At 71.5% G+C, this 23,274-nt stretch carries 15 protein-coding genes; 11 read left to right on the forward strand and 4 right to left on the reverse strand.

Annotated elements, in window-relative coordinates:
- The first annotated feature begins 85 nt into the window (after positions 1–85).
- Positions 86–1,210 carry a GuaB3 family IMP dehydrogenase-related protein gene (locus ACWIHT_RS05635; protein WP_019066763.1) on the forward strand — a complete coding sequence of 375 codons (1,125 nt, stop codon included), beginning with the start codon at positions 86–88 and terminating at the stop codon, positions 1,208–1,210.
- Positions 1,211–1,776: 566 nt separating this feature from the next.
- On the opposite strand, the gene ACWIHT_RS05640 is transcribed toward ACWIHT_RS05635, so the two are convergent.
- Both ACWIHT_RS05640 and ACWIHT_RS05645 read right to left on the reverse strand, forming a co-directional pair.
- A complete protein-coding gene (locus ACWIHT_RS05640; protein ID WP_456164769.1) occupies positions 1,777–2,346 on the reverse strand; it encodes a hypothetical protein in 570 nt (189 codons plus the stop codon).
- 134 nt (positions 2,347–2,480) lie between these two features.
- Positions 2,481–3,689 carry a nucleotide sugar dehydrogenase gene (locus tag ACWIHT_RS05645; protein WP_456164771.1) on the reverse strand — a complete coding sequence of 403 codons (1,209 nt, stop codon included), beginning with the start codon at positions 3,687–3,689 and terminating at the stop codon, positions 2,481–2,483.
- Between the two features lie 271 nt (positions 3,690–3,960).
- Here ACWIHT_RS05645 and ACWIHT_RS05650 point away from each other — a divergent pair, with 271 nt between their 5' ends.
- Positions 3,961–5,667: a glycerol-3-phosphate dehydrogenase/oxidase gene (locus ACWIHT_RS05650; protein WP_456164773.1), complete on the forward strand. Its 1,707-nt coding sequence runs from the start codon at positions 3,961–3,963 to the stop codon at positions 5,665–5,667.
- A gap of 86 nt (positions 5,668–5,753) precedes the next feature.
- On the opposite strand, the gene ACWIHT_RS05655 is transcribed toward ACWIHT_RS05650, so the two are convergent.
- On the reverse strand, positions 5,754–6,818 hold the full coding sequence (locus tag ACWIHT_RS05655; protein WP_456164775.1) for a serine hydrolase domain-containing protein: 1,065 nt from the start codon (positions 6,816–6,818) through the stop codon (positions 5,754–5,756).
- 170 nt (positions 6,819–6,988) lie between these two features.
- On the opposite strand from ACWIHT_RS05655, the gene ACWIHT_RS05660 reads away from it, so the two are divergent.
- The 7 genes from ACWIHT_RS05660 to ACWIHT_RS05690 all read left to right on the forward strand — a co-directional run bounded on the left by ACWIHT_RS05660 (position 6,989) and on the right by ACWIHT_RS05690 (position 19,877).
- Positions 6,989–9,373: a serine/threonine-protein kinase gene (locus ACWIHT_RS05660; protein WP_456165964.1), complete on the forward strand. Its 2,385-nt coding sequence runs from the start codon at positions 6,989–6,991 to the stop codon at positions 9,371–9,373.
- Between the two features lie 164 nt (positions 9,374–9,537).
- Complete coding sequence (locus tag ACWIHT_RS05665; protein ID WP_456164777.1) at positions 9,538–12,369, forward strand: protein kinase; 2,832 nt, start codon at positions 9,538–9,540, stop codon at positions 12,367–12,369.
- 157 nt (positions 12,370–12,526) lie between these two features.
- Positions 12,527–14,254, forward strand: a complete 1,728-nt coding sequence (locus ACWIHT_RS05670; RefSeq protein ID WP_456164779.1) for a serine/threonine-protein kinase — start codon at positions 12,527–12,529, stop codon at positions 14,252–14,254.
- Positions 14,255–14,283: 29 nt separating this feature from the next.
- Positions 14,284–16,002, forward strand: coding sequence for a serine/threonine-protein kinase (locus ACWIHT_RS05675; protein WP_456164781.1), 1,719 nt, complete (start codon positions 14,284–14,286; stop codon positions 16,000–16,002).
- A 77-nt stretch (positions 16,003–16,079) separates the two neighbouring features.
- Positions 16,080–17,681, forward strand: a complete 1,602-nt coding sequence (locus ACWIHT_RS05680; protein ID WP_456164783.1) for a serine/threonine-protein kinase — start codon at positions 16,080–16,082, stop codon at positions 17,679–17,681.
- 86 nt (positions 17,682–17,767) lie between these two features.
- Entirely contained in the window at positions 17,768–19,504 is a 1,737-nt protein-coding gene (locus ACWIHT_RS05685; protein ID WP_456164785.1) for a LamG-like jellyroll fold domain-containing protein, read from the forward strand.
- A 28-nt stretch (positions 19,505–19,532) separates the two neighbouring features.
- On the forward strand, positions 19,533–19,877 hold the full coding sequence (locus tag ACWIHT_RS05690) for a hypothetical protein (RefSeq protein WP_456164787.1): 345 nt from the start codon (positions 19,533–19,535) through the stop codon (positions 19,875–19,877).
- Here ACWIHT_RS05690 and ACWIHT_RS05695 read toward each other — a convergent pair.
- Entirely contained in the window at positions 19,874–20,770 is an 897-nt protein-coding gene (locus ACWIHT_RS05695; protein WP_456164789.1) for an AraC family transcriptional regulator, read from the reverse strand. The two genes, ACWIHT_RS05690 and ACWIHT_RS05695, sit on opposite strands and share 4 nt — an antisense overlap.
- 102 nt (positions 20,771–20,872) lie before the next feature.
- On the opposite strand from ACWIHT_RS05695, the gene ACWIHT_RS05700 reads away from it, so the two are divergent.
- Both ACWIHT_RS05700 and ACWIHT_RS05705 read left to right on the forward strand, forming a co-directional pair.
- The gene (locus ACWIHT_RS05700; protein WP_456164791.1) at positions 20,873–21,733 is read left to right on the forward strand and encodes an MBL fold metallo-hydrolase; all 861 of its coding nucleotides are present in this window, start codon (positions 20,873–20,875) and stop codon (positions 21,731–21,733) included.
- Positions 21,734–21,777: 44 nt separating this feature from the next.
- A complete protein-coding gene (locus tag ACWIHT_RS05705; protein WP_456164793.1) occupies positions 21,778–23,253 on the forward strand; it encodes a serine/threonine-protein kinase in 1,476 nt (491 codons plus the stop codon).
- Positions 23,254–23,274 lie beyond the last annotated feature (21 nt).

A 23,274-nucleotide genomic window follows, 5' to 3' on the forward strand; every position in this document is an offset into this window, starting at 1 on the left:
GCGGCCCCGGGGACACCGGGGCCGCCCTTGTCGTACCCGTCGGCGATACTGGAAGACGCTGAAACGCAGAGGAAAGGCCACAGACGTGACTGAGATCGAGATCGGGCGCGGCAAGCGCGGCCGCCGGGCGTACGCCTTCGACGACATCGCCGTCGTCCCCAGCCGCCGTACGCGGGACCCGAAGGAGGTCTCGATCGCCTGGCAGATCGACGCCTACCGCTTCGAACTGCCGTTCCTGGCCGCCCCCATGGACTCGGTCGTCTCCCCGGCCACCGCGATCCGCATCGGCGAGCTGGGCGGCCTCGGCGTACTGAACCTCGAAGGCCTCTGGACCCGCTACGAGGACCCGCAGTCCCTCCTCGACGAGATCACCGAGCTGGACGCGGACGCCGCGACCCGCCGCCTCCAGGAGATCTACGCGGCTCCCATCAAGGAGGAGCTGATCGGGCAGCGCATCAAGGAGGTGCGCGACTCGGGCGTGGTCACCGCCGCCGCGCTCTCCCCGCAGCGCACGGCCCAGTTCTCCAAGGCCGTCGTCGACGCGGGCGTGGACATCTTCGTCATCCGCGGTACGACGGTCTCGGCGGAGCACGTGTCGGGCTCGCACGAGCCGCTGAACCTGAAGCAGTTCATCTACGAGCTGGACGTCCCGGTCATCGTCGGCGGCTGCGCCACCTACACCGCGGCCCTGCACCTGATGCGCACGGGCGCGGCCGGTGTCCTGGTCGGCTTCGGCGGCGGCGCGGCGCACACCACGCGCAACGTCCTGGGCATCCAGGTCCCGATGGCGACCGCGGTCGCGGACGTGGCGGCGGCCCGCCGCGACTACATGGACGAGTCCGGCGGCCGCTACGTGCACGTCATCGCCGACGGCGGTGTCGGCTGGTCCGGCGACCTCCCCAAGGCGATCGCCTGTGGCGCCGACGCGGTCATGATGGGCTCCCCGCTGGCCCGCGCCACGGACGGCCCCGGCAAGGGCCACCACTGGGGCATGGAAGCGGTCAACGAGGAACTCCCGCGCGGCAAGAAGGTCGACCTCGGCACGGTCGGCACGATCGAGGAGATCCTCACGGGTCCGTCGCACATCCCGGACGGCTCGATGAACATCTTCGGGGCGCTGCGGCGGGCGATGGCGACCACCGGCTACAGCGAGCTGAAGGAGTTCCAGCGGGTCGAGGTCACTGTCGCGGACTCGCAGCACAAGCGGTAGGTCCTACGACAACTTGAAGGGCCCGGACCTGGGTGGTCCGGGCCCTTTCGCGTGCCCAAGTGGGGCTGGTGGGGCGCGTGTTGGGACTGGGGGGCGCACGGTTGCGTTCGGGGCGAAAATTCGCAGGTGGGGCGTGTCGGGCCGGTAACGTCCGTGATCGGCGCCCCAGTTGTGTGGGGTGCTCCCTTCCACGGAAATCGTTCCGGACCCGGGCTCTCGGGGCCCGGCCCGAATTCCAGTCGAACCGCCTACCGGGCTAATGGGCGGCCTCGTGGAAGGGGGCGCCCATGGGTCGCCACCGCAAGCCCACCCGCTGGGACCGGATCCGTCTTCGGATGGTGAAGCAACGGAGGAGGTGGATCTTGTGGATGCACGGCGGAAAGTGAGCGGCCACCCCCATCACAACTAGGGGTGGACACTCCGTTCACTTTTCAGGAGCCTCCCGCAGTTCCCGCTGCGGTGGGCTCCACCTGTTTCTCACGGTACCGGCGCCGCGAGTCGCACGCCACCAGTCCCCGACGCACACCCCGCCCCAAGCGCCCCCCTGCACAACCCGCACGCCGGTGTCAGAGCGCGGCCTTCTTGGCCCCCGAGAACGCGGCGAACGCGGCGATGGCGAAGAAGATGAAGGTGAGCGGGTCGGCGTCGGCCTTCCAGGCGTCCTGGACGACGTCGAAGTGGTCGAAGAACACCTTGCTGAAGCTCACGCCCAGTTCGTCCGCGCCGATCATCGCCTCGCCGACCAGCTGGCCGAGGTAGACCGCGCCCAGGGCCAGGACCGCGCTGACCACGGGAAGCGTGGGGTTGCGCCCACCGATCTTGCCCGCCGCCAGGCCGATCACGAAGCCGACGCCGACCGCCGCCCAGCCGATCTCGTGCTTGGTGGTGCCGATGACGACGCCGTAGATGCCGGAGGCGACCAGCGCGGCGACGACGGCGGTCACCAGGCCGAGCGCGATGTTGTTCTTCGAGGGAGCGGGCGGCGCGTACGGAGCCGGGGACGGCGGCGGTACCGCGCCGGGCTGCTGGGCGTACGGGTTGCCGTCGACCGGCTGCGGCTGCGTGGGCACCTGCGGCTGGGCCTGCGCCTCGGGCTGAGGCTGTGGCTGCTGAGGTGGCGTGGCTGACTGGCTCATGACAGAAATCCCCCCGGGATACGAAGACAGGAAAGGTGAAGCGGAGATGCGCGCGCACGGATATGCGACAACTGTGCGACGAGTGAGGGGAGATTAGCAGGTTGATGTGACCCTGTGACCAGTCGTTTTCGCGCTCAGAGCCGGTGTGCGGCCCCGGTCGGTGTGGCCCCCCGCGTGTCCAGCAGCAACTGCGCCTTCACGGAGAGGCCTTGGAGGTCGTACGTCCGGTGCTGCTGGAGCAGGATCGTCAGGTCGGCGTCGGCCGCCGCCTCGTAGAGGGAGTCCGCGCGGGGGACCGGTCGGTCCAGGACGCTCCAGGAGGGGATGTGGGGGTCGTGGTAGCTGACGGAGGCGCCGAGTTCCATGAGGCGGATCGCGATCTCCTGGGCGGGGGTGGCCTGTTGGTCGGCGAGGTCGGCCTTGTAGGTGACGCCGAGGAGGAGGACGCGGGCCCCGCGCGCGGACTTGCCGTGCTCGTTGAGGAGCGTGGCGGCGCGCTGGATGACGTAACGCGGCATCTGGTTGTTGACCTGCTGGGCGAGTTCGACCATGCGGAGCGGGCGGCCCCCGTGTGCCGTCAGGTCCTGGGGGACGGCGTGGCCGCCGACGCCGGGGCCGGGGCGGAAGGCCTGGAAGCCGAACGGCTTGGTCTCCGCGCAGCGGATGACGTCCCAGAGGTCGACGCCCAAGTCGTGGCACAGGACGGCCATTTCGTTGACGAGGGCGATGTTGACGTGCCTGAAATTGGTCTCCAGCAGCTGCACGGTTTCCGCTTCGCGCAGGCCACGCGCGCGTACCACCTTGTCGGTGAGCCGGCCGTAGAAGGCGGCGGCCGACTCGGTGCAGGCCGGGGTCAGGCCGCCGATCACCTTAGGGGTGTTGGCGGGGGTGAAGTCGCGGTTGCCGGGGTCGACGCGGCTGGGGGAGTAGGCGAGGTGGAAGTCGCGGCCCGCGCGGAGGCCGGATCCCTCTTCGAGGAGGGGACGCAGGAAGTCCTCGGTGGTGCCGGGGTGCACCGGTGACTCCAGGATCACCGTCGTGTGCGGGCGCAGGTGGGCCGCGAGGGCGCGGGCGGCCGTCTCCACCTGGCTGAGGTCGAGGCCGCCGTCCGCGTCCGGGGGTGTCGGCGCGCAGATCACGGCGGTGCGTACGCGGCCGAGCTCGGCGGGGTCGGTGGCCGGCCGGAAGCCCCCCGAGAGCATCCGGCGCAGTTCGGCGGGGCTGAGGGAGCCGACCTCGGGGCCGGTCTTGAAGCCGACCGTGGCGATACCGGCGGCGACAGCGGCCTGGGCCAGGGGCAGGCCGAGAGGACCGAGTCCGATGACGGCGAGATCTGCGGGCATGGCGTGGGCCGTCCTTCCCAGTAACCGAAGCGGGACAGGTGCGCAAGCCCTGTGGACAGAACGAGCGAGCGCAATGTCAGACTAGGAGTAAATATGACCGTTATGCGGTATTGGACGGCTGTGTTTTTCGGCAGTCCTGTGATTGTTGTCCACAGGCTGGGGGCGAGTGGTGGCTGAAGTCGGGCAACCCGGTCAGAATTTGGGCAGGAGGGATACGAACCGGGCTTCGCCGAACGGGTGCGGCCGGCGCTACCGATAGCGGGAGGCAGCGGTGAGGACAGCGACACTGGGTCCGGCGCAGCGGGCCGAGGCACTGGCGGGAATGGCCGAGCGCGAACTGGACGTGCTCGTCGTGGGCGGGGGCGTGGTCGGCGCGGGCACCGCCCTGGACGCCGTGACACGCGGCCTGTCCACGGGACTGGTCGAGGCGCGCGACTGGGCGTCCGGCACATCGAGCAGGTCGAGCAAGCTCATCCACGGCGGCCTGCGCTACCTGGAGATGCTCGACTTCGCCCTCGTCCGCGAGGCCCTGAAGGAACGCGGACTGCTCCTGGAGCGGCTCGCCCCGCACCTGGTGAAGCCGGTGGCGTTCCTGTACCCGCTCCAGCACAAGGGCTGGGAGCGCCTGTACGCCGGTTCGGGCGTCGCGCTCTACGACGCGATGTCCATGGCCCGCGCGCACGGGCGGGGCCTGCCCACCCACCGCCACCTGAGCCGCCGTCACGCCCTGCGCGTGGCACCGGCACTGAAGAAGGACGCCCTGGTCGGGGCGTTGCAGTACTACGACGCCCAGATGGACGACGCCCGCTATGTGGCCACCCTGGTGCGCACGGCCTCGTCGTACGGCGCGAAAGTCGCCAACCGCGCGCGCGTGACCGGGTTCCTGCGCGAGGGCGAGCGGGTGGTCGGCGCCAAGGTGGAGGACGTCGAGGCGGGCGGCGAGTACGAGATCCGCGCCAAGCAGATCGTGAACGCCACGGGTGTGTGGACCGACGACACCCAGGCCATGGTCGGCGAGCGCGGACAGTTCCACGTGCGTGCCTCCAAGGGCATCCACCTGGTCGTCCCCAAGGACCGCATCAACTCCAGCAGCGGACTGATCCTGCGCACCGAGAAGTCCGTGCTGTTCGTCATCCCCTGGGGTCGGCACTGGATCGTCGGCACCACCGACACCGACTGGGACCTCGACAAGGCGCACCCGGCCGCGTCCAGCGCCGACATCGACTACCTCCTTGAGCATGTGAACTCGGTCCTCGCGGTGCCGCTGACCAGAGACGACGTCCAGGGTGTGTACGCGGGGCTGCGGCCCCTCCTGGCCGGCGAGTCGGACGCCACCAGCAAGCTGTCGCGCGAGCACACCGTGGCGCATCCGGTGCCGGGGCTCGTCGTCGTGGCGGGCGGCAAGTACACGACGTACCGGGTGATGGCCAAGGACGCCGTGGACGAGGCGGTGCACGGGCTCGACATGCGGGTCGCCGAGTGCGTCACCGAGGACGTGCCGCTGCTCGGCGCGGAGGGCTATCGCGCGCTGTGGAACGCGCGAGCGCGGATCGCCGCACAGACCGGCATCCACGTGGTGCGCGTGGAGCACCTGCTGAACCGTTTCGGTTCGATGGCGGAGGAGGTCCTCGACCTCATCGCCAAGGACCCCACCCTCGGCGAACCCCTCCAGGCCGCCGACGACTATCTGCGCGCCGAGGTCGTCTACGCCGCCTCGCACGAGGGCGCACGGCACCTGGACGACGTGCTGACCCGCCGCACCCGCATCTCCATCGAGACCTTCGACCGGGGCACCCGCAGCGCCCGCGAGGCCGCCGAGCTGATGGCGCCGGTGCTCGGCTGGGACAAGGACCAGATCGAGCGCGAGGTCGAGCACTACGAGAAGCGGGTGGAGGCCGAGCGGGAGTCCCAGCTCCAGCCCGACGACCTGACCGCGGACGCGGCGCGGCTGGGGGCACCGGACATCGCGCCGCTGTAGACGGACCGGAACCTCGCGGAGCGTGCCCGTCGGCTTCACTCGAACGAGTGTCGCGAGCCGGGATCTTTGTCCGGAACCCGGCCGTTCTACGAGGTGCGGGGGCAGAACTCGGCAGCGAGCAGGGCCGGTTCGAGACCGGGGTCCGCCATCTCGCTCGTGTTCACCCGGAAGGTGAGGACATGCCGGCCGTCGACGGTGGCTGCGGTGCGCACGTAGCTGCCCGAGATCCGGCCGTTGTGTCCCCACACCGTGGTGCCGCACGGAAGCCTCACCGGAAACAGCCCCATGCCGTACGAGCCGTGTGCGGTACGGGTGTTGAGCATCTCGCGCAACCAGTGCGAGGGCAGTAGTCCGCCGCCGAGCAGGGCCGAGTAGAAGCGGTTCAGATCGGCGAGCGTGGTCACCAGCTCGCCCGCGGCGCCGGCCACCCGCGGGTCGAGATCGGTGACGTCGGAGCCGTCGGTCGCGTAGGCGCGGCCGTGCGGCGTGGGAAGAGTGGTGCGGGAGCCCGGGAAGGAGGTGCCCGTCAGACGCAGCGGAGCGATGATGCGGCGCTCGGCCTCGGTGGCGTACGAGCGGCCGGTGACCTGCCGGATCACCAGGCCGAGCAGCACGTAGTTGGTGTTCGAGTAGGAGAAGCGGCCTCGATCGGCCGGAGGGTGGGTGAGCGCGATACGGACGGCCTCAAGAGGTGACACGGGGACCGTGCCCCCGGTGGTCGCGGTGAAGTCGTACAGGCCGCTGGTGTGGGTGAGCAGGGAACGGAGGGTCAGCGCGCGCCCGTCGTTGCCCGCTCCGCGCACCAGGCCCGGCAGGTGTCGCTCCACCGTGTCGGACAGGGACAGCCGGTGTTCGGCGGCCAGTTGGAGGATCACCGTCGCGATGAAGGTCTTCGTGATGCTGCCGGCGCGGAAGTGGTCGGCGCGGTCGATCCCCGTTCCGGCCTGCGCGTAGTCGGTGGCGGCCGGCGCCGAGCGGGCGCCGGACCGGTAGCTGGCCAGGAGCGCCGCGCCGGGGGCTCTGCCCCGTGCGACCAGTAGCGGGATCAGGGCGTTCGGGGTCGTTGTCGCACCGGCCCGAGAGGCGGCCGGGGACAGACAGAGGAGCGCCAAAGACACCGGAATGACCAGCAGTGTCCGAGGGGTGGGCATCGCGAACCTCCGTTCTCGGCGGTCATCCTGCCCGGCTTGGCTGTGTGACCTGCGCCGGATATCCGACGGGATGTGCGGGGGGCGCGCGACGAGGGGCCCCCTGGGCGTTGGGCACTTGTTCGGTGGGGGACAATGGAGGCTCTGTCAGGGCGGGTTGCATGAGGGGACGCATGTCGGAGGCGGAGCGGGCGGGGACATCCCGTCAGGACACTCGTCAGGACAAGAACGAGCGTCTTCTCGCCGGGCGGTACCGGTTGGGAGAAGTGCTCGGCCGCGGAGGCATGGGCACGGTGTGGCGTGCCGAGGACGAAACCCTGGGCCGGACGGTCGCCGTCAAGGAACTGCGGTTCCCGTCCAGCATCGACGAGGACGAGAAACGGCGGCTGATCACACGGACGTTGCGCGAGGCCAAGGCCATCGCGCGGATCCGCAACACCAGCGCGGTGACGGTCTTCGACGTGGTCGACGAGGACGACCGGCCGTGGATCGTCATGGAGTTGGTCGAGGGCAAGTCGCTCGCCGAGGCCATCCGGGAGGACGGCCTGCTGGAGCCGCGGCGCGCCGCGGAGGTCGGGCTCGCGATACTCGACGTCCTGCGGTCCGCGCACCGCGAGGGCATCCTCCACCGGGACGTGAAGCCGTCGAACGTGCTGATCGCCGAGGACGGCCGGGTCGTGCTCACCGACTTCGGCATCGCACAGGTCGAGGGCGACCCGTCGATCACCTCCACCGGCATGCTCGTCGGCGCGCCCTCGTACATCTCCCCGGAGCGGGCCCGCGGGCACAAGCCGGGCCCTGCGGCCGACATGTGGTCGCTCGGCGGCCTGCTCTACGCGTCGGTCGAGGGCGCACCGCCGTACGACAAGGGTTCCGCCATCGCCACGCTCACCGCGGTGATGACCGAGCCGCTGGAGGAGCCGAAGAACGCCGGGCCGCTGAAGGACGTCATCTACGGCCTGCTCAACAAGGACCCCGCCCAGCGTCTCGACGACGCCGGTGCCCGGGCGATGCTCAACGCGGTGATCCACGCGCCCGAGCCCAAGGCCGAGCCGGAGCCGGTACCTCCGGTGGACGCGACGACGGTGGTGCCGCTGCCCGCGCAGCCGGGACCCGGTGGCAAGAAGAGCGGCGGCGGGAGTTCGGCGGGGGCCGAGCGGTTGCGCGGGGCGTTCCGGTCGATGCGGAAGGCCGCGGGCGGTTCGGCGGCAGCCGGGGCGGCGACTTCGGCGGCCGCGGGGACGAGTGTGGCTGACGCGGGGTCAACTCCCGCTGTCGGCAAGCCGGGTGGCTCGCCCGGCTCAAGTGCGAGTGCCGGTGCGGCTGTTGCCGGTACTTCGGAAGCCGGTGACTCCAGCGGTGCGAAGGACGCGGCTGCTGCTGGTGCGGCTGCCGCGGGGACCGCGGGTTCCGGGGCCGGCGGTTCAGGCGCTGGCGCCGGCGCTGCCGAACCTCGGACCCCCGGTGTGCCTTCGGCTCGGTCCGGGAGCGGGAGCGCTTCCGGTGCGGTGAACCGCGCCGAGACATCAGCCGGTGCGGCGGCGAAGGCCGAGGCGCCGGACGCGGGTACGCGTGACCTGGGTGCCCAGGCGTCGGGTGCCCAGGTGCCGGGGCTGCGGGAGACCGGGCTGCGGGATTCCGGTGCCAAGGATTCCGGTGCCAAGGACCCCGGTGCGACGCATGAGGTGGGTGCGCGGGGGGCCAACTCGGGTTCGGGCGGGCGGAGTTCGGGGTGGCCCGTGATGACGCCGCCGGATCTGCCGCCGCGGACCGTGCCGAGGGCGCCGCTCAGCGATGTGGTGCCGAAGCGCACCCTGGTGATCATCGCGGTGGTCGTCGTGCTCGCGGTGATCGGTGCCGTGCTGGCGCTCACGCTCGGCGGCGGTGACGGCAGCGGCTCGAAGGGGTCGAAGAAGAACGACGGTGGCAAGGCGGTCGCCAGCGCGAGCGCGAGTGCGAGCGGTGGAACCGACACCAAGAAGGACGACAACGACACCGCGAGCACGGGCGGTGCGCAGACCGACTCCTCGTCGACGGCGTCGGCTTCGGGCGGTACGTCGACGTCCACCGGTACGAACGCGTCCGGCGGCAGCGGTGACGAGACCGACGGCTCCTCCGGTGGCGCCGCGGTCGTGAAGACGTACACCGGAGGCCAGGGGTTCTCCATAGGCCTGCCCGCCGGATGGTCGTACCAGTCGACGGACTCCGCCGGAGTCAGGCTGGTCGGCCCCGACGGGCAGAAACTGCTGATCGCCTGGACCAGTACGCCGAAGAGCAATCCGGTGGCGGACTGGGAGAACCAGGAGCAGTACATGACACGCTCCGGGTACACGCGGATCCGGATAGAGAAGGTGGACTACCGGAGCTGGAACACGGCCGACTGGGAGTTCACCTACACGGACGGCGGGACGAAGTACCGGACTATCGACCGCGGATTCGTCGTCAACAGTCATCTCGGTTATGCGCTCATGTACACCGCGAAAGCGGCCAATTGGGACAGCGAGCTGCGTAAGGACACCTGGACGACACTGACGAAGACGTTCGAACCGAAGTCGTGAGGCGGGTGGGTCCGGGTTTGGCGCGCCAGATCCGTCAACCCCTCTTTGTGGGTTGCCTCCGGCACGTATCGTGAGTGGTTGCGGACCGTACGCATCCAGGTATGCAGGCGGAACGGGGCGCAAGGCGAACGGAATTGACCAACCGGGCGGCCGGGGGAGGCAACGTGGACGACTATGCGGGTCGGGTGCTCGCCGACCGCTACCGCCTGCCGCTGCCCCCCTCCGACGAGTACGAACTCACCGAGACCCGGGCCTTCGACACCTACAGCGGGCAGGAAGTCCTGGTACGCCAGGTGCCGTTGCCTGAGGTCGTCGAGGCGGAGGTGCTCGGCGAGGACGGGCTGCCCGACGGGTTCACGGCCCGCGACCGGGGCGCACGACGGCCGACCGCGGCGGCGCGCACCGCCACGCGGCGGCCCACCGATCCGGCGGTACGGCGTGCGGTCGAGGCCGCGCAGGCCGCGGCGCGCATCCCTGATCACCCCCGGCTGGACCAGGTCTTCGACGTGTTCGCCGAGGGCGGTTCGCTGTGGATAGTGAGCGAACTGGTGTCCGCCCAGCCGTTGTCCGCGCTGCTCGTCGAGAAGCCGCTGTCGCCGTACCGGGCGGCCGAGGTCGCCGCCGACGTGCTGATGGCGCTGCGGGTGCTGCACGCGCACGGCTGGGTGCACCGGAACATCACCGCGCGCACGGTACTGGTCTGCGACGACGGCCGCGTGATGCTGACCGGCCTCGCGGTCGGCGCGGCGGAGGAGGCACTGTGCGGCTACGACCCGGTGCCACCGCAGGACGGCGAGCCCGAGGGCGGCGGCGGCCACCCCGGCGACCCCGGCGACCCCGGACAGCACGGACACCCTGGACAGCACGGTGGCGCTATCGCTCCGCCAACTCCCCGAGTTCCTACGGGTTCTACGGCACCCGCCGCTTCCGCGGCCCCTGCGATCCCTGCGATCCCTGGTGAAAGCCGTGCCGTGAGTCCCGCCGGTGTGGACCCCGAGGCCGCTCGGCGGGCGGCCATCGAGGCCAGGGCTGCCGGAGGGCTGCCCGGAGTCGGGGCGGAGAGCGGTGGCGGGAGCGGGACGTCGGCCGCGTTGGCCCGCAGGGAAGTCGACACCGGCGGTGACGTCCGGGCCGCGCGGGCCGGGGCCATCGCCGCGTACCGGGCGGGAGCGCGTGCCGCGGCCCGGGTGCAGGAGGCCCAGCAGCCGGGACGGCCCGCGTTGCCCGGTGCCCGGCCCGCCGCCGAGGGCGAGAACGGCGGGGCGTGGACGGGCGGTTCGGCCGCGCTGCCGTCGGCGCAGCCGCCGTACGCCGGTGGCCATGGGGTGGAGCGTACGGAGCACACGGACCACACGGACCACACGGGCGGCAGTAAGCCGCCGCCGGGGCAGATCGCCGATCCTTACGGCGTCCGCAACACCTCCTCCTGGCACGGCGCCGCGCCGCGCCCCGGCGCGCCGTCACCGGTGGACGCGTTCACCGGTGCGGACACCTCGGTCCATGGCGACCGTACGGGCACCGGTCGGCCCAACACGGGGCCCACGGGCGCCCCTTACCTCCCCGGCCAGCCCCCTGCCGGTACCGGCGGCCCGCACGCCCCCGGCCTCGGCAAGCCCGTCGCCGCTCCCGCCGACTCCCCCCAGCCCCACCCCTACGCACGGCCTCAAACCCCTGCCCGCTGGGACGAGTTGGCCGCCGCAGGTGCTCTCGTCCGGCGCGGGCCCGCGACCGCGTTGGCGGCCGAGCGGGCCCGGCAGGTGCGGATGACCGTGGTGGGGCCCGTCACCGAGCGGTGGGCGCCCGAGCAGGCCGTACCGGTGCACGAGAACTGGCAGTTGGCCGCGCCGATCGGTCCGGCCACCGACCTGTGGGCGCTCGGCGCGCTGCTCTTCCGGGCCGTACAGGGGCACGCGCCCTATCCGGAGGAGGCGACCGCCGAGCTGGTGCAGCTCGTGTGCGCGGAGCCGCCCGCCTTCGCGGAGGAGTGCGGGCCGCTGCGGCCGGTCGTGGAGTCGCTGCTGCGGCAGGACCCGACCGAGCGGCTGGACTTCGAGGAACTGCGGGGCTGGCTACGGTCGTTGGTGCGCTCCGCGCCCGAGCCCGAGGCCGGTGCGCATGTCGTCGCCACTCCGCCGACCGACCCGAGGCGGCTGCCGATCGTGCGGCGGCGCGGCGAGTTGGTGCGCAGGCGGCGGGCCGGGCTGCCCGCGACCAGTCCGCACGGGCGGCACAAGCGGGCCAAGGAGGAGGTCGGCGGGTCGCCGCGCAGACTGGGCCGGACCCTTCTGGTGCTCATCTTCCTGCTGCTGGCCGGCGCGGTCGCCTACGCGATGCTCTTCCTGCCCAAGTCCGGGGAGGACACGGGCGCGGGGCAGGGGGACAGGACGGGAACGGCGGGAGATGCCAGTCCGGCGCCCGGTCAGTCCTCGGCCCAGGCGAGCAGTCAGCCGCAGCCCGACCAGACCTCACCCGAGGCCTCCGCCTCCTCCTCCACTTCCTCCTCGGCTTCCAACACCCCTTCGCAGCCCGCCGGTTCGGACGTCGCCGACGGTTTCGAGCTGCGCACGGACTCCGCGGGGTTCCAGGTCGCCGTCGCCAAGGGCTGGACCCGTACGCCGAAGAACGGCAGCGGCCAAGTGGTCTACTCCCACGGCGACTTCGAGCTGATCGTGGTGGCGGGACGGGACAGCGCGGCGAAGTACGGCAGCGACCCGATGGTCTACCAGCGGGACACGGAGCGCGAGTTGCAGCCCTACCGCGACTCCAGCTGGGCCACCGCGACCGGCCTGCGGACCATCACGGTGGGCGGAAAGACCATGGCCGAGGGGCAGTTCACCTGGACGGACAGCCAGGGCGGTGACCTGTTCGTACGCAACATGGCGTTCCTCATCGACGGCCGCTACCACATCGTGCAGGTGCGCGGCCCGGAGGCCCAACGGGACGAGGTGACACGGCTGTACGAGCAGGCGTCGTCGACCTACCAGTACACCGGCTGACCCGCGGAGGCGGCGCGCCGGAGCCAAATGGTTCCCGTTCGGGCGCAGAAGCGACAACCGTCACAGTGCGGTCTCCTTGGTACCCCGCTGGTTCCATGGCGGAGGCCCGGTCCTTACGCTGAGCCTGTCAAGAGCATTGCGGGGCAACGTGAATCAGATGCAGGGCCTGCTCCTCGCGGGGCGCTATCGGCTGGCCGAATCGATCGGCAGCGGCGGCATGGGCCGGGTGTGGCGTGCGCACGACGAGGTGCTGCACCGGGCCGTCGCCATCAAGGAGTTGACGGCCGCGCTCTACGTGTCCGAGAGCGACCAGCCGAGACTGCTGGCGCGCACCCGCGCCGAGGCGCGCGCCGCCGCGCGCATCAACCACTCCGCCGTCGTCACCGTGCACGACGTCCTCGAACACGACGGTCGCCCGTGGATCGTCATGGAGCTGGTCGAGGGCAACTCGCTCGCCGACGAGGTCAAGGAACAGGGCCGCATCGAGCCGGCCGAGGCCGCGCGCATCGGCATGTGGGTGCTCCGTGCCCTGCGCGCCGCGCACGCCGCCGGTGTCCTGCACCGTGACGTCAAGCCCGGCAACGTACTGCTCGGGCAGGACGGGCGGGTGCTGCTCACCGACTTCGGCATCGCGCAGATCGAGGGCGACAGCACCATCACGCGGACCGGCGAGGTCGTCGGGTCCGTCGACTACCTCGCCCCCGAGCGCGTCCGCGGCGCCGACCCGGGACCGTCCTCCGACCTGTGGGCGCTGGGCGCCACGCTGTACACGGCCGTTGAGGGCAGGTCGCCGTTCCGCCGCACCTCGCCGCTGTCCACCATGCAGGCCGTCGTCGAGGAGGAGGCCGGCGAACTGCGGTACGCCGGTCCGCTCGCGCCCGTCATCGCCGCGCTGCTGAACAAGGACCCCGATCTGCGGCCGGACGCGGACCAGACCGAGCAGATGCTCGCCGAGGCCGCCGAGGGACGACGACCGCGGTCGGCGGAGGAGTGGCTGCCGACGCAGCGGGTCGGCTCGCGGGCGGAGAGTTTCACGGACACGCCCGGCACCGGCGCGACGCCGTACCCCGGCACGGGTCCGACGCCGTATCCCGGCACCGGCGCGCCGTCGTACGCGGGTACGGGCGCGCCGTCGTACGCGTCGGCGACGGGGTCCACGTACCAACAGGCGCCGCCCGTCTCCCTCGTGGGGCTCGGTGCCGCCGCGCCCGCTCCGCCGAAGCGCCGCCGGTTCCGTTCGGTCGTCCTGGTGGTCGTCCTCGCCGCGCTCGTCGGCGGTGGTACGGCGCTGGGGCTACAGAAGTGGCACCAGGACCGGGACCAGGGCGGCACCCCGTCGACGTCGGCCTCGCAGAGCCCCACAGGGGGCGCCTCGACCGCGCCGCAGAACTCGAATCCCGCCAACTGGCAGACCCACACCGACCCCTTGGGCTTCGAGATATCGCTCCCCAAGGGCTGGGTGCGGAAGCCCTATGTCTCCGACAACAAGGGCGGCGAGACCACGGACATCCAGCAGGTCGACTACACGCCCGACGACGGCGAGCACTTCGTCCGTATCGCCATCGACCCCACCCCGGACTTCCCCACCGCGAACGCCCACCAACTGGACCTGGAAATACAGCTCCGGCGGCTGGTCGACTACAACAGGGTGACCCTCCAGGCGAACATCTTCCGCGACCGTCCGGGCTCCGTGTGGGACTACACCTGGACCGCGCAGGCGAAGGACACGCCCTTCCCGGGGCCGCGGCGGGCCATCGAGGAGACGTACACGTCCCGTGACGGGATCGAGTACGCGATCTACATGTCCTCGCCGGCCGCGGACTGGGCGACGACCAGCCAACAGTTCAAGTCGGTCCTACAGAGCTGGAGTCCCAACTCGGGCTGACCGCTTCCGGTTGCGTCATGATGGTGCGCATGGGGACCGAGGGGGACAACGTCCGGGTGATCGCCGGGCGTTACCGACTGGAGAAGCGGCTCGGGCGCGGCGGCATGGGCGTCGTGTGGCGGGCGACCGACCAACTGCTGGGCCGGCAGGTCGCCGTCAAGGAGATCGCCCAGGACGACTCGCTCTCCGAGGAGGAGGCCAGGCAGCACCGAGACCGGACGCTGCGCGAGGCGCGGGCGGTCGCGCAGTTGCGGCATCCGCACATCATCGTCGTGCACGACGTCGTCGAGCAGGACGAACGGCCGTACATCGTCATGGAGTTGATCGACGGCGGCTCGCTCGCCGACCGGATCTCCACGCACGGTCCGGTCGACGCCGCCGAGGCCGCCCGGATCGGCATCGCCCTCCTCGGCGCGCTGCGCACGGCGCACGCGGCGGGCGTCCTGCACCGGGACATCAAACCGGCGAACGTGCTGCTGGACACCACGGCAGACGGGCCGGACCCTGACCGGACCGCCTCCGACGAGGCCGAGGCCGAGGCCGCCCGGGTCGTCCTGACCGACTTCGGCATCGCGCAGGTCGCGGGCGCCACGACGCTCACCGAGAACGGCGCGTTCGTCGGCTCGCCCGAGTACACCGCGCCGGAGCGGATGTCCGGGGCGCGGACCGGTCCCGCGTCCGACCTGTGGTCCCTCGGTGCGCTGCTGTGCACGGTGCTGAGCGGTGAATCGCCGTTCCGGCGCGACTCGTTGGGCGGCATCCTGCACGCCGTCGTCTTCGACGAGATCCGGCCACCCGAGGAGGTCCGGCCGCTGCTGCCCGTCGTACGGGGACTGCTGGAACGCGATCCGGAACGACGGCTGGAGGCGGCGGAGGCCGAGCGGATGCTGCGCGCCTTCCTGAAGACGGGGCGCACTCCGCAGGCGGCGGCCGGGGGTGCCGCGCACTCCACGCCCGGTTATACGCCGACCCAAAGGGACGTTCCGCTGCGGGAGTTGGCGCCACCCGAGCCGTCGACACCGTCGCCCACACCCGCCGTCACGGAGGTGCCGCCCCCTCGGCGTTCCACCCGCGGTGTCCTCGTGGCCGCGTTGCTGGTCGCGGCGATGGCCGGTGCCGGGGTGTCGGCGGCGGCGCTGCTGATGCGCGGGGATGACGACAAGGGGGGTGCCACGCCGGTGAGTTCGGCGCCGTTGACCTCCACGAGTGCCGGTACCTCATCACCTTCCTCTTCCTCTTCCTCGACTCCCTCGACTCCCTCGAAGAGCCCCGACGCCCCCAACACCCCTACCGCGCCCTCCGGTTACCGCGTCGCCCACGACCCCGACGGCTTCGCGCTCGCCGTACCGGAGGACTTCGTGCGCGTCCCGCAGGGCGAGCGGATCTTCTACATGTCGCCGAGGGAGACCTTCCGGCTCGGCATCAGGATGTCCGACCCCGCGACGGGCGGCCCGCTCGCGGTGATGAAGAGCGCGGCGGCCAAGGGGGCGCACACGAACCCCGGTTACCACGACGGCAAGGTCACCGACACCACCCACTACGGACACCCCGCCGCGCTCTGGGAGTTCACCTGGAACGGCTTCAGCACGGCGGAGGGGCCCCGGCACACCTACGACCTGTGCTGGGAGGAGGGCGGTCGGCTGTACGACGTGTGGGTGTCGGCGCCGGTCGGGAAGGTGCGGGAGGCGAAGGAGTACTTCGACGTCGCGCTGGACACGTTCGTACCGGAGCAAAAGGGAGATAGGTGACCGTTCGAGTCACGGGTGTGTGACCGGAATGCGTTCCCTGTGGATACGGGAGCGGTCGCCGCGATATGGATGGACCCATGAGCAGCGACGGGGGATGGGGCGGCGGGTCCGACGACACGACGAGTTTTGTTCTGCAACCACCGAGACCGAAGGTGCCGCAGCCCTCGCGGGACGGTGGCACCGAACGTCTGATCGCCGGGCGCTACCGGCTGCTCGCCAAGCTCGGGCACGGCGGTATGGGCACGGTGTGGCGGGCCCGGGACGAGACGATGGACCGCGAGGTCGCCGTCAAGGAACCCCGCGTCCCGGACAATCTTCCCGAACGCGAACGTGACAACGCGTTCGAACGGATGCGTCGCGAGGCGCGCGCGGCGGCCCGGCTCGACCACCCGGCCGTCGTGACCGTGCACGATGTGGCCGTCGTCGACGGCCGCCCGTGGATCGTGATGGAGCTGGTGACCGGCCGCTCGCTGGGCGAGGTGCTCCAGGAGGGCACCCTCGGCGCGCGCGACGCGGCCCGGATCGGCCTCCAGGTGCTGGGCGCCCTCGAAGCCGCGCACGCGGCGGGTGTCCTGCACCGTGACGTCAAGCCGGACAACGTCCTGCTCGGCCGCCACGACCGGGTCGTGCTGACCGACTTCGGGATAGCCCAGATCGAGGGCGAGACCAACCTGACCGACACCGGCGGCTTCGTCGGCTCGCCCGAATACATCGCGCCGGAACGGGTGTTGGGCCAGCGACCGGGCCCCGCCTCCGACCTGTGGTCGCTCGGCGTGGTCCTGTACGCGGCGACGGAGGGCGTCTCCCCGTTCCGCCGCAGCAACACCCCCGCCACTCTCCAGTCGGTTCTCAACTCCGTGCCCGCGCCGCCGGTTTCGGCGCCGGGCCCGCTCGCCGACCTCATCACCGCGCTGCTCGCCAAGGACCCGTCGAGTCGCCCGAACGCGGTCCGGGTGCGCGCCGTACTAGAATCGGTGGCGAACCCGCCGACTCCGGCGTCGACGCAGGAGGTGCGGCACCAGGAGGTGGGGTACGTCCAACGGCCCGCGGGAAAACGCCGGTTGGGCCGCAAGGCGTGGTTCGGGCTCGGTGCCGTGGTCGTCGCGGCGGCGGTGGCGGGCGGGTATGTGCTGATCGCCGATCCCTTCGCGGGGCCGCTGCCGGACGGCTGGAAGAAGCACCACGAGTCCGATGTGGCCGCGACGCTCGCGGTCCCGGCCGCGTACAAGCGGACCACCCCCGACCGCACTTCGGACAAGAGCCACTGGGTCACGTACACCGACCCGAGCGGCAGCATCTGGGTCTTCCTGAGCCTCGACAAGAAGGCCGAGGACACCAACGGCTACATCAAGGACTCGGCAGCGGCCGAAATGTACTCGGACAACGGCGACTTCAAGACCAACGGCAGTGTCGACCTCGACATGGGGAAGGCCGCGGAGACCGTCCCGAAGCCGACCGGCACCTACCAGGGCGAACCGTCCGCCGAGAACACGGTCGTCTACGACTCCGACGACGCCCAGAACCCGCTCCCCCGCGAGCTGCGGATCCTCTACTACAAGACCTCCGCCGGGGACATGTACCGGCTCACGATCAGCTACCCGGGCAAGGGCGACTTCACGGCCCGTGGCCGCGAGGTGGCCAAGGCGGCGATCGCCAACCTGGACGTCGACAGCCTGTGAGCGGTGCCGCGACGGCGATCAATTCCGTTGTCAGTGGCGGCAGTTAAGGTCATTCTCTCTTTACCGTTTCTTGGGAGGGGATCGACTTGAGGACGTCCGACTGGAGACGCGCCGGGGTGACCTGCGCGACCCTGGCACTGACCACCGCCGCACTGACCGGAGTTGCGACGGCGGCCGACGACACCGAGGCGCCACAGGCACCCGTCGTCTCGTCGGCGGAGTACCCGGACGACGACAACTGGTATGACGGGGTGGGCAGTTACGGCACGTTCGTCATCGACTCGGCGTCCGACGACGTGGTGTCGTACCGCTACGAGTGGATGGGCGAGGCGCCGGAGACCCTCAAGGCGGCCGAGCCCGGAGCTGCGGTCTCCCTGCGCCGGCTGCCGCAGACAAACGGCCCGACGTACCTCTACGCCCAGGCGATCGACGCCGCGGGGAACGTCAGCGCCCGGACGACCTACTTCATCCTGGTCAAGGCGGGCCGGGCCGCGGTCACCCACTGGGACCCGCAGCACGACTCCGGCGCGGACACCGGCACCGGCGTCACCCCCGACGCGCAGGGCCCCACCGGGACGAGCGTCACCTCCGCCGCCCGGTTCGACGGCACGGACGAGGCGTACGCCACGCTCGACTCCCCGGTGGACACGGCGAAGATCTTCTCGGTCGGCGCCTGGGTCCGCCCGGACGCGCTCGACGCCGACATGACCGCCGTCGGCCGGACCGGCTTCTCCCTCGGTACGACGACCAACTCCCCGGGCTCCACGCCCACTTGGTCCTTCGCGCTCCCCACGGCGAGCGGCGGTTCGGTCCACCTCACCGGCGGCTCCCCCGAGCGGGGCGAGTGGGCCCATCTCGTCGGCGTGTACGACGCCGAGCAGCACACGGCCCGCCTCTACGTCGACGGCGACCTCGTCGCGACGGACGGGAACACCGTCGCGGCCGGTGGCACGGGCCCCCTGCGGCTCGGCTCCGCAGGGGAAACCGAGAGCACTGAGAGCACTCAGGGCACGGAGGGCACCGCCCACTGGCACGGTCTGCTCACCGACGTGAACGTCTGGGACCGCGTCTACGTCCCGAAGGAGATCACGGCCGCCGCCACCCGCACCCCGCAACGCCAGGGCTACTGGGACCTGGAGACGGCGTCCGGCGGCAGCAGCCCCGAGTACGCGGGCGGTGAACCGCTCACCCTGGCGGGCGACGCGTCGATCCACACGGCCACCGACGACTGCGACGTGAACCCCGACTGCACCCCGGCGCAGTACCCCCTGGTGGGCTCCGGCGACCTCCTCCTGGACGGCGACGGCGACTACGCCACCACACCGGACGCGGTCCGCCCGACCGACGCGGGCTTCTCCGTGACGACCCACGTCCGCATCGACGGGGACACGGCCACGCACGACATGACGCTGCTGTCCCAACCCGGCGAGCACACCAGCCTGTTCACCCTGCGCTATGTCGCGGCCTCCCGGTCCTGGCAGGCCGTGGTCGCCCACGAGGACAGCGCCGACGCGCCGACCACCACGGTCACCGCACCCGCCTCGCCGTTCGGGTCGGGGGAGGACGAGTTCCTCGCGGTGGTCTACGACGAGAGGACGGACCAACTCCGCCTGTACGTCGACGACATCTACGTCTCCGACTCCGCGAGCGTGACGGGCAGGAACACCTGGACCCCCACCGGCGACCTCCAGATCGGCAGGAGCGTCACCGGGGGCACCGGGACGGACTACCTGACCGGTGAGCTGGACGAGGTCCACACCTACGCCGGCGTGCTGGACCAGACTTGGCTGGCGATGCTGCGTGCGGGCGGCGTGGACGTCTGACCGGGCGCCTGTGGAAGGGGAGTTGGCGGTGGGGACACCGGAGACGGCGAGTCACGAGGACCTGGCGGTCGCGAGCGTCCGCGCGCTCGCCGACCGAGGTCTGCCGCAGGACGTGCTCGCCGTGCACGCGGCCTGCCGCCACTTCTCCGTCATCGAACTCGAACAGCTCGGACTGCGGGACGCGGCCCCGGAGTTCGACCTCTCCGGCCTCCGGGACCGGCTGGAGGGCGTGGTCTGGACGAGCGACGAGGAGTTCGCGGCACACGGCCTCGACGCGCGGGAGACCGCCGAGCTACGGCGGTGGGCCCTGGAGTGGGAGTCCGACCTGGGGCTGCGACTGGCGGAGGAGTACGACGATCCCGACGGCGACTAGAGCCGGGCCGTTCCCGATTCCCGGTACTTCCCCGGCGTCACCCCGAACTCCCTGCTGAACGCGTGCGACAGGGCATACGGGCTCCCATATCCCGCCTCGCGGGCCACAGTTGCCAGCGAGGCGTCCGTGTCCCGCAGGCGGGTCGCCGCCAACGTCAGCCGCCACCACGTCAGATACGCCATCGGTGCCCGCCCCACCAGCGCGGTGAACCGGCGGGCCAGCGTCGCCCGGGACACACCCGCCGCCGCGGCCAGCCGGTCGTTGGTCCAGGGCGCGGCCGGGTCGGAGTGCAGTGCCCGCAGCGCGGCCGTGGTCACCGGATCGCTCAGCACGGACGGCCAACTGCCCGTCTCCGCCTCGGACATCCACGCCCGCACCATGTAGATCAGCAGCAGGTCGAGCAGGCTCGGCAGCGCCAGGCAGGCCCCCGGCCGCCGTTCGTCCAACTCCTGCGCCAACAGGTCAACCGCCGCCCGGAGTTCGGGGTGATGGCCGACCCGGTTCGGCAGATGGACCACCTCGGGCAGCTCCGCCATCAGCGGATGCGTACGGCTCCGGTCCAGCCGGTACTTCCCGCACAACAGCTCCACCTCGGGCCCGTCCCCGACCGGGCGGCGCATCTCCTCGAACGGCACCGCCCGCGCTGCGTCCCCGGACGGGTCCGCCAGCACATGCCCGGCTCCGTGCGGCAGCAGTACGACGTCCCCGGCGCCCAGCGCCACCGGCTCGCCGCCCCCGTCGGGCACCAGCCGACAGCTCCCCGCGAGCACGACATGGAACCCCGCACCCTCGTAGGGTGCCAGCCGAGTGGACCAACTCCCGCCCACCCGAAGCCGGTTGGAGGACGGCTGCCCGGTCCGCACGGCGGAGATCGCGTCGCTCACCACATCCATACGGCCACCCTACGGCAGGGGCGCGCCGGTGAGCCGTATGCGTATCAGGATGAGCGCATCTCGCATTGAGACACTCACCCTTGGCCTCCTAGGCTCATTTCCATGACCGATGACAACGCACAGACCATCATGATCGGGGACGTCGAAGTCGTCCGAGTCGTCGAGTGGGAGAGGCCCTACGTGCCTGTCCGAACCCTCGTCCCGGACCTGCCGCCCGAAGCCTGGCCGGACGACCACGACACGCCCGCGGTCGTGGCACTCCAGACCTGGGTGCTGCGCAGCGCCGGGCGGACCGTGCTCGTGGACACCGGCGTCGGCAACGGCCGTGAGCGGCCCGGCAATCCGCTGTTCCACATGAGCCAGGGCGACCTGCCGGGACGGCTGGCACGGGCCGGCGTACGACCGGAGGACGTCGACGTCGTCGTCAACACCCACATCCACGGCGACCACGTCGGCTGGAACACCCATGACGTGGACGGGAGTTGGGAACCGCTGTTCCCCAACGCGAGCTATCTCCTCCCCGCCGCCGACGACTTCCACTTCGGCCCCGGGAACCACTACGGCGGCGCGGTACGGCCCGACGACCGCCTGACCTACGAGGACAGCGTCGCGCCCGTGCACCGCGCCGGTCTTGCCACCCTGTGGGACGGCACCCACCGCGTCGACGAGCACCTCACGCTGGAGTCGGCGCCCGGACACACCCCCGGTTCCGCCGTCCTGCGGGTCGCCTCCGGCGGTGAACGGGCCGTGTTCGTCGGGGACTTGCTGCACAGCCCGGTCCAGATCGCGCATCCCGAGTGCAGCAGCTGCTTCTGCCTCGATCCCCGGCAGGCCGCCGCGAGCCGCCGACGCGTGCTCGAACGGGCCGCAGACGAAGGGGAGTTGGTGATTCCGGCGCACTTCGGCGGGACCGGGGTCGCGGAGGTGCGGCGGGCGGGCGACACGCTGGTGCTCGGGAAGTAGGACGCGCGTCGACAAGGCCGTATCCGGCACGGTACTGATGGGGCATGAGCGAAGTCGGCGAACAGGTGCGCGACGGACGGCTGGTCGGCGGTCGCTACCGGCTGCTCGAACGGATCGGTTCCGGCGGCATGGGCACCGTATGGCGGGCCTTCGACGAACTCGTGGACCGTGAAGTCGCCGTCAAGCAGCCGCGGTTGCCCGGCGACCCGGAGGACGAGGAGTTCCAGCGCGCCGCCCACCGGCTCTACCGCGAGGCCCGCGCCGCCGCCCGGGTCGACCACCCCTCCGCCGTCGCGATCCACGACGTCGTCATCGAGGACGACCAACTCCCTTGGATCGTCATGGAGTTGGTGCGCGGCGAGTCCCTGCACGAACTGCTCAGACGCGGACGCCTCACCCCCGCCGAGTCCGCGCGCATCGGCCGCGCCGTCCTCGGCGCCCTGAGCGCCGCGCACGCCGTGGGGATCGTGCACCGTGACGTGAAGCCCGCCAACGTCCTGCTCGGTCCCCACGACCGCGTCGTCCTCACCGACTTCGGCATCGCGCACATCCAGGGCGAGGAATCCCTCACCGCCAGCGGGGAGTTCGTCGGCTCACTCGAATTCATCGCCCCCGAGCGCATGTCGGGCACCGGCGCCGGACCGGCCTCCGACCTGTGGTCCCTCGGCGTACTCCTGTACGCGGCCGTCGAGGGCGCGTCCCCCTTCCGCCGTACGACCGTGGAGTCCACGCTCGGCGCGATCCTGGCCGGCGACCCGCCCGAGCCGACCCGGGCGGGTCCTCTCGGACCGCTGCTCGTACGGATGTTGGCCCGGGACCCGGAGGAACGGCCGGGGGCGGAGGAGGTCGGCGCGGTACTGGAAGCGGTGGCCGCGGGGAAGGACGTACCGGAGCCGGCGGTCTCCACGGAGCCCGAAGAGGCGGCCACGGCCCCCGATGCCGTACCGGAACCCGAACCCGAACCCAGCCCAGAAGCCAGGCCCAAGTCCCCTCCTCGGCGCACCTTTCTCATCACCCTCGGGGTACTACTCGTGGCGGGCCTCGTCCTCGGCACGCTCCTGGAGCGAGTCCTCGGCAAGGACTCGGACTCCTGGACCGCCCACCAGCGGGACGGTATGCGGGCGACCCTTTTCCTCCCGCCCCAGTACCAGCTCCTGGAGACACAGGCGGCAGCCGGCAGCCGCACGGTCACCTACGGCACCGGCGCCCTCCGCGTCCGCCTCACCGAATGGGACAAGGCCGCCGAAGCGCCCCTCGCCGAAGCGCACATCCTGGGCCGGGGCACGTCCAACCCGCAGTACACCCGCACCGGCTTCCGCGGGAACAAGGACGCGGTCCTCGCCGACACCACCTACGCGCAGTCGGGCGTCCCCACCCGCGCCATGGCCCTGATCGTCCGCACCGCCGACCAGCGCATGTACGAACTGCGCGTGGACATGCCCAAGGGCACACCGGCGGAGAAGGAGGGCACCGCGCTCTTCAAGGGCGCCCGCGCCCGGCTCACCCTTCCGGGAAACTGACCCGGCGGCGCCCGGCCGGTG

Source organism: Streptomyces sp. NPDC002276, from assembly GCF_053891435.1.

Bases quoted from the DNA above. Each gene is read 5' to 3' on its own strand.
- ACWIHT_RS05655 (WP_456164775.1), bottom strand. From the start codon at position 6,818: ATGCCCACCCCTCGGACACTGCTGGTCATTCCGGTGTCTTTGGCGCTC.
- ACWIHT_RS05660 (WP_456165964.1), top strand. From the start codon at position 6,989: ATGTCGGAGGCGGAGCGGGCGGGGACATCCCGTCAGGACACTCGTCAG.
- ACWIHT_RS05640 (WP_456164769.1), bottom strand. From the start codon at position 2,346: ATGAGCCAGTCAGCCACGCCACCTCAGCAGCCACAGCCTCAGCCCGAG.
- ACWIHT_RS05695 (WP_456164789.1), bottom strand. From the start codon at position 20,770: ATGGATGTGGTGAGCGACGCGATCTCCGCCGTGCGGACCGGGCAGCCG.
- ACWIHT_RS05670 (WP_456164779.1), top strand. From the start codon at position 12,527: ATGCAGGGCCTGCTCCTCGCGGGGCGCTATCGGCTGGCCGAATCGATC.
- ACWIHT_RS05705 (WP_456164793.1), top strand. From the start codon at position 21,778: ATGAGCGAAGTCGGCGAACAGGTGCGCGACGGACGGCTGGTCGGCGGT.
- ACWIHT_RS05645 (WP_456164771.1), bottom strand. From the start codon at position 3,689: ATGCCCGCAGATCTCGCCGTCATCGGACTCGGTCCTCTCGGCCTGCCC.
- ACWIHT_RS05700 (WP_456164791.1), top strand. From the start codon at position 20,873: ATGACCGATGACAACGCACAGACCATCATGATCGGGGACGTCGAAGTC.
- ACWIHT_RS05680 (WP_456164783.1), top strand. From the start codon at position 16,080: ATGAGCAGCGACGGGGGATGGGGCGGCGGGTCCGACGACACGACGAGT.
- ACWIHT_RS05675 (WP_456164781.1), top strand. From the start codon at position 14,284: ATGGGGACCGAGGGGGACAACGTCCGGGTGATCGCCGGGCGTTACCGA.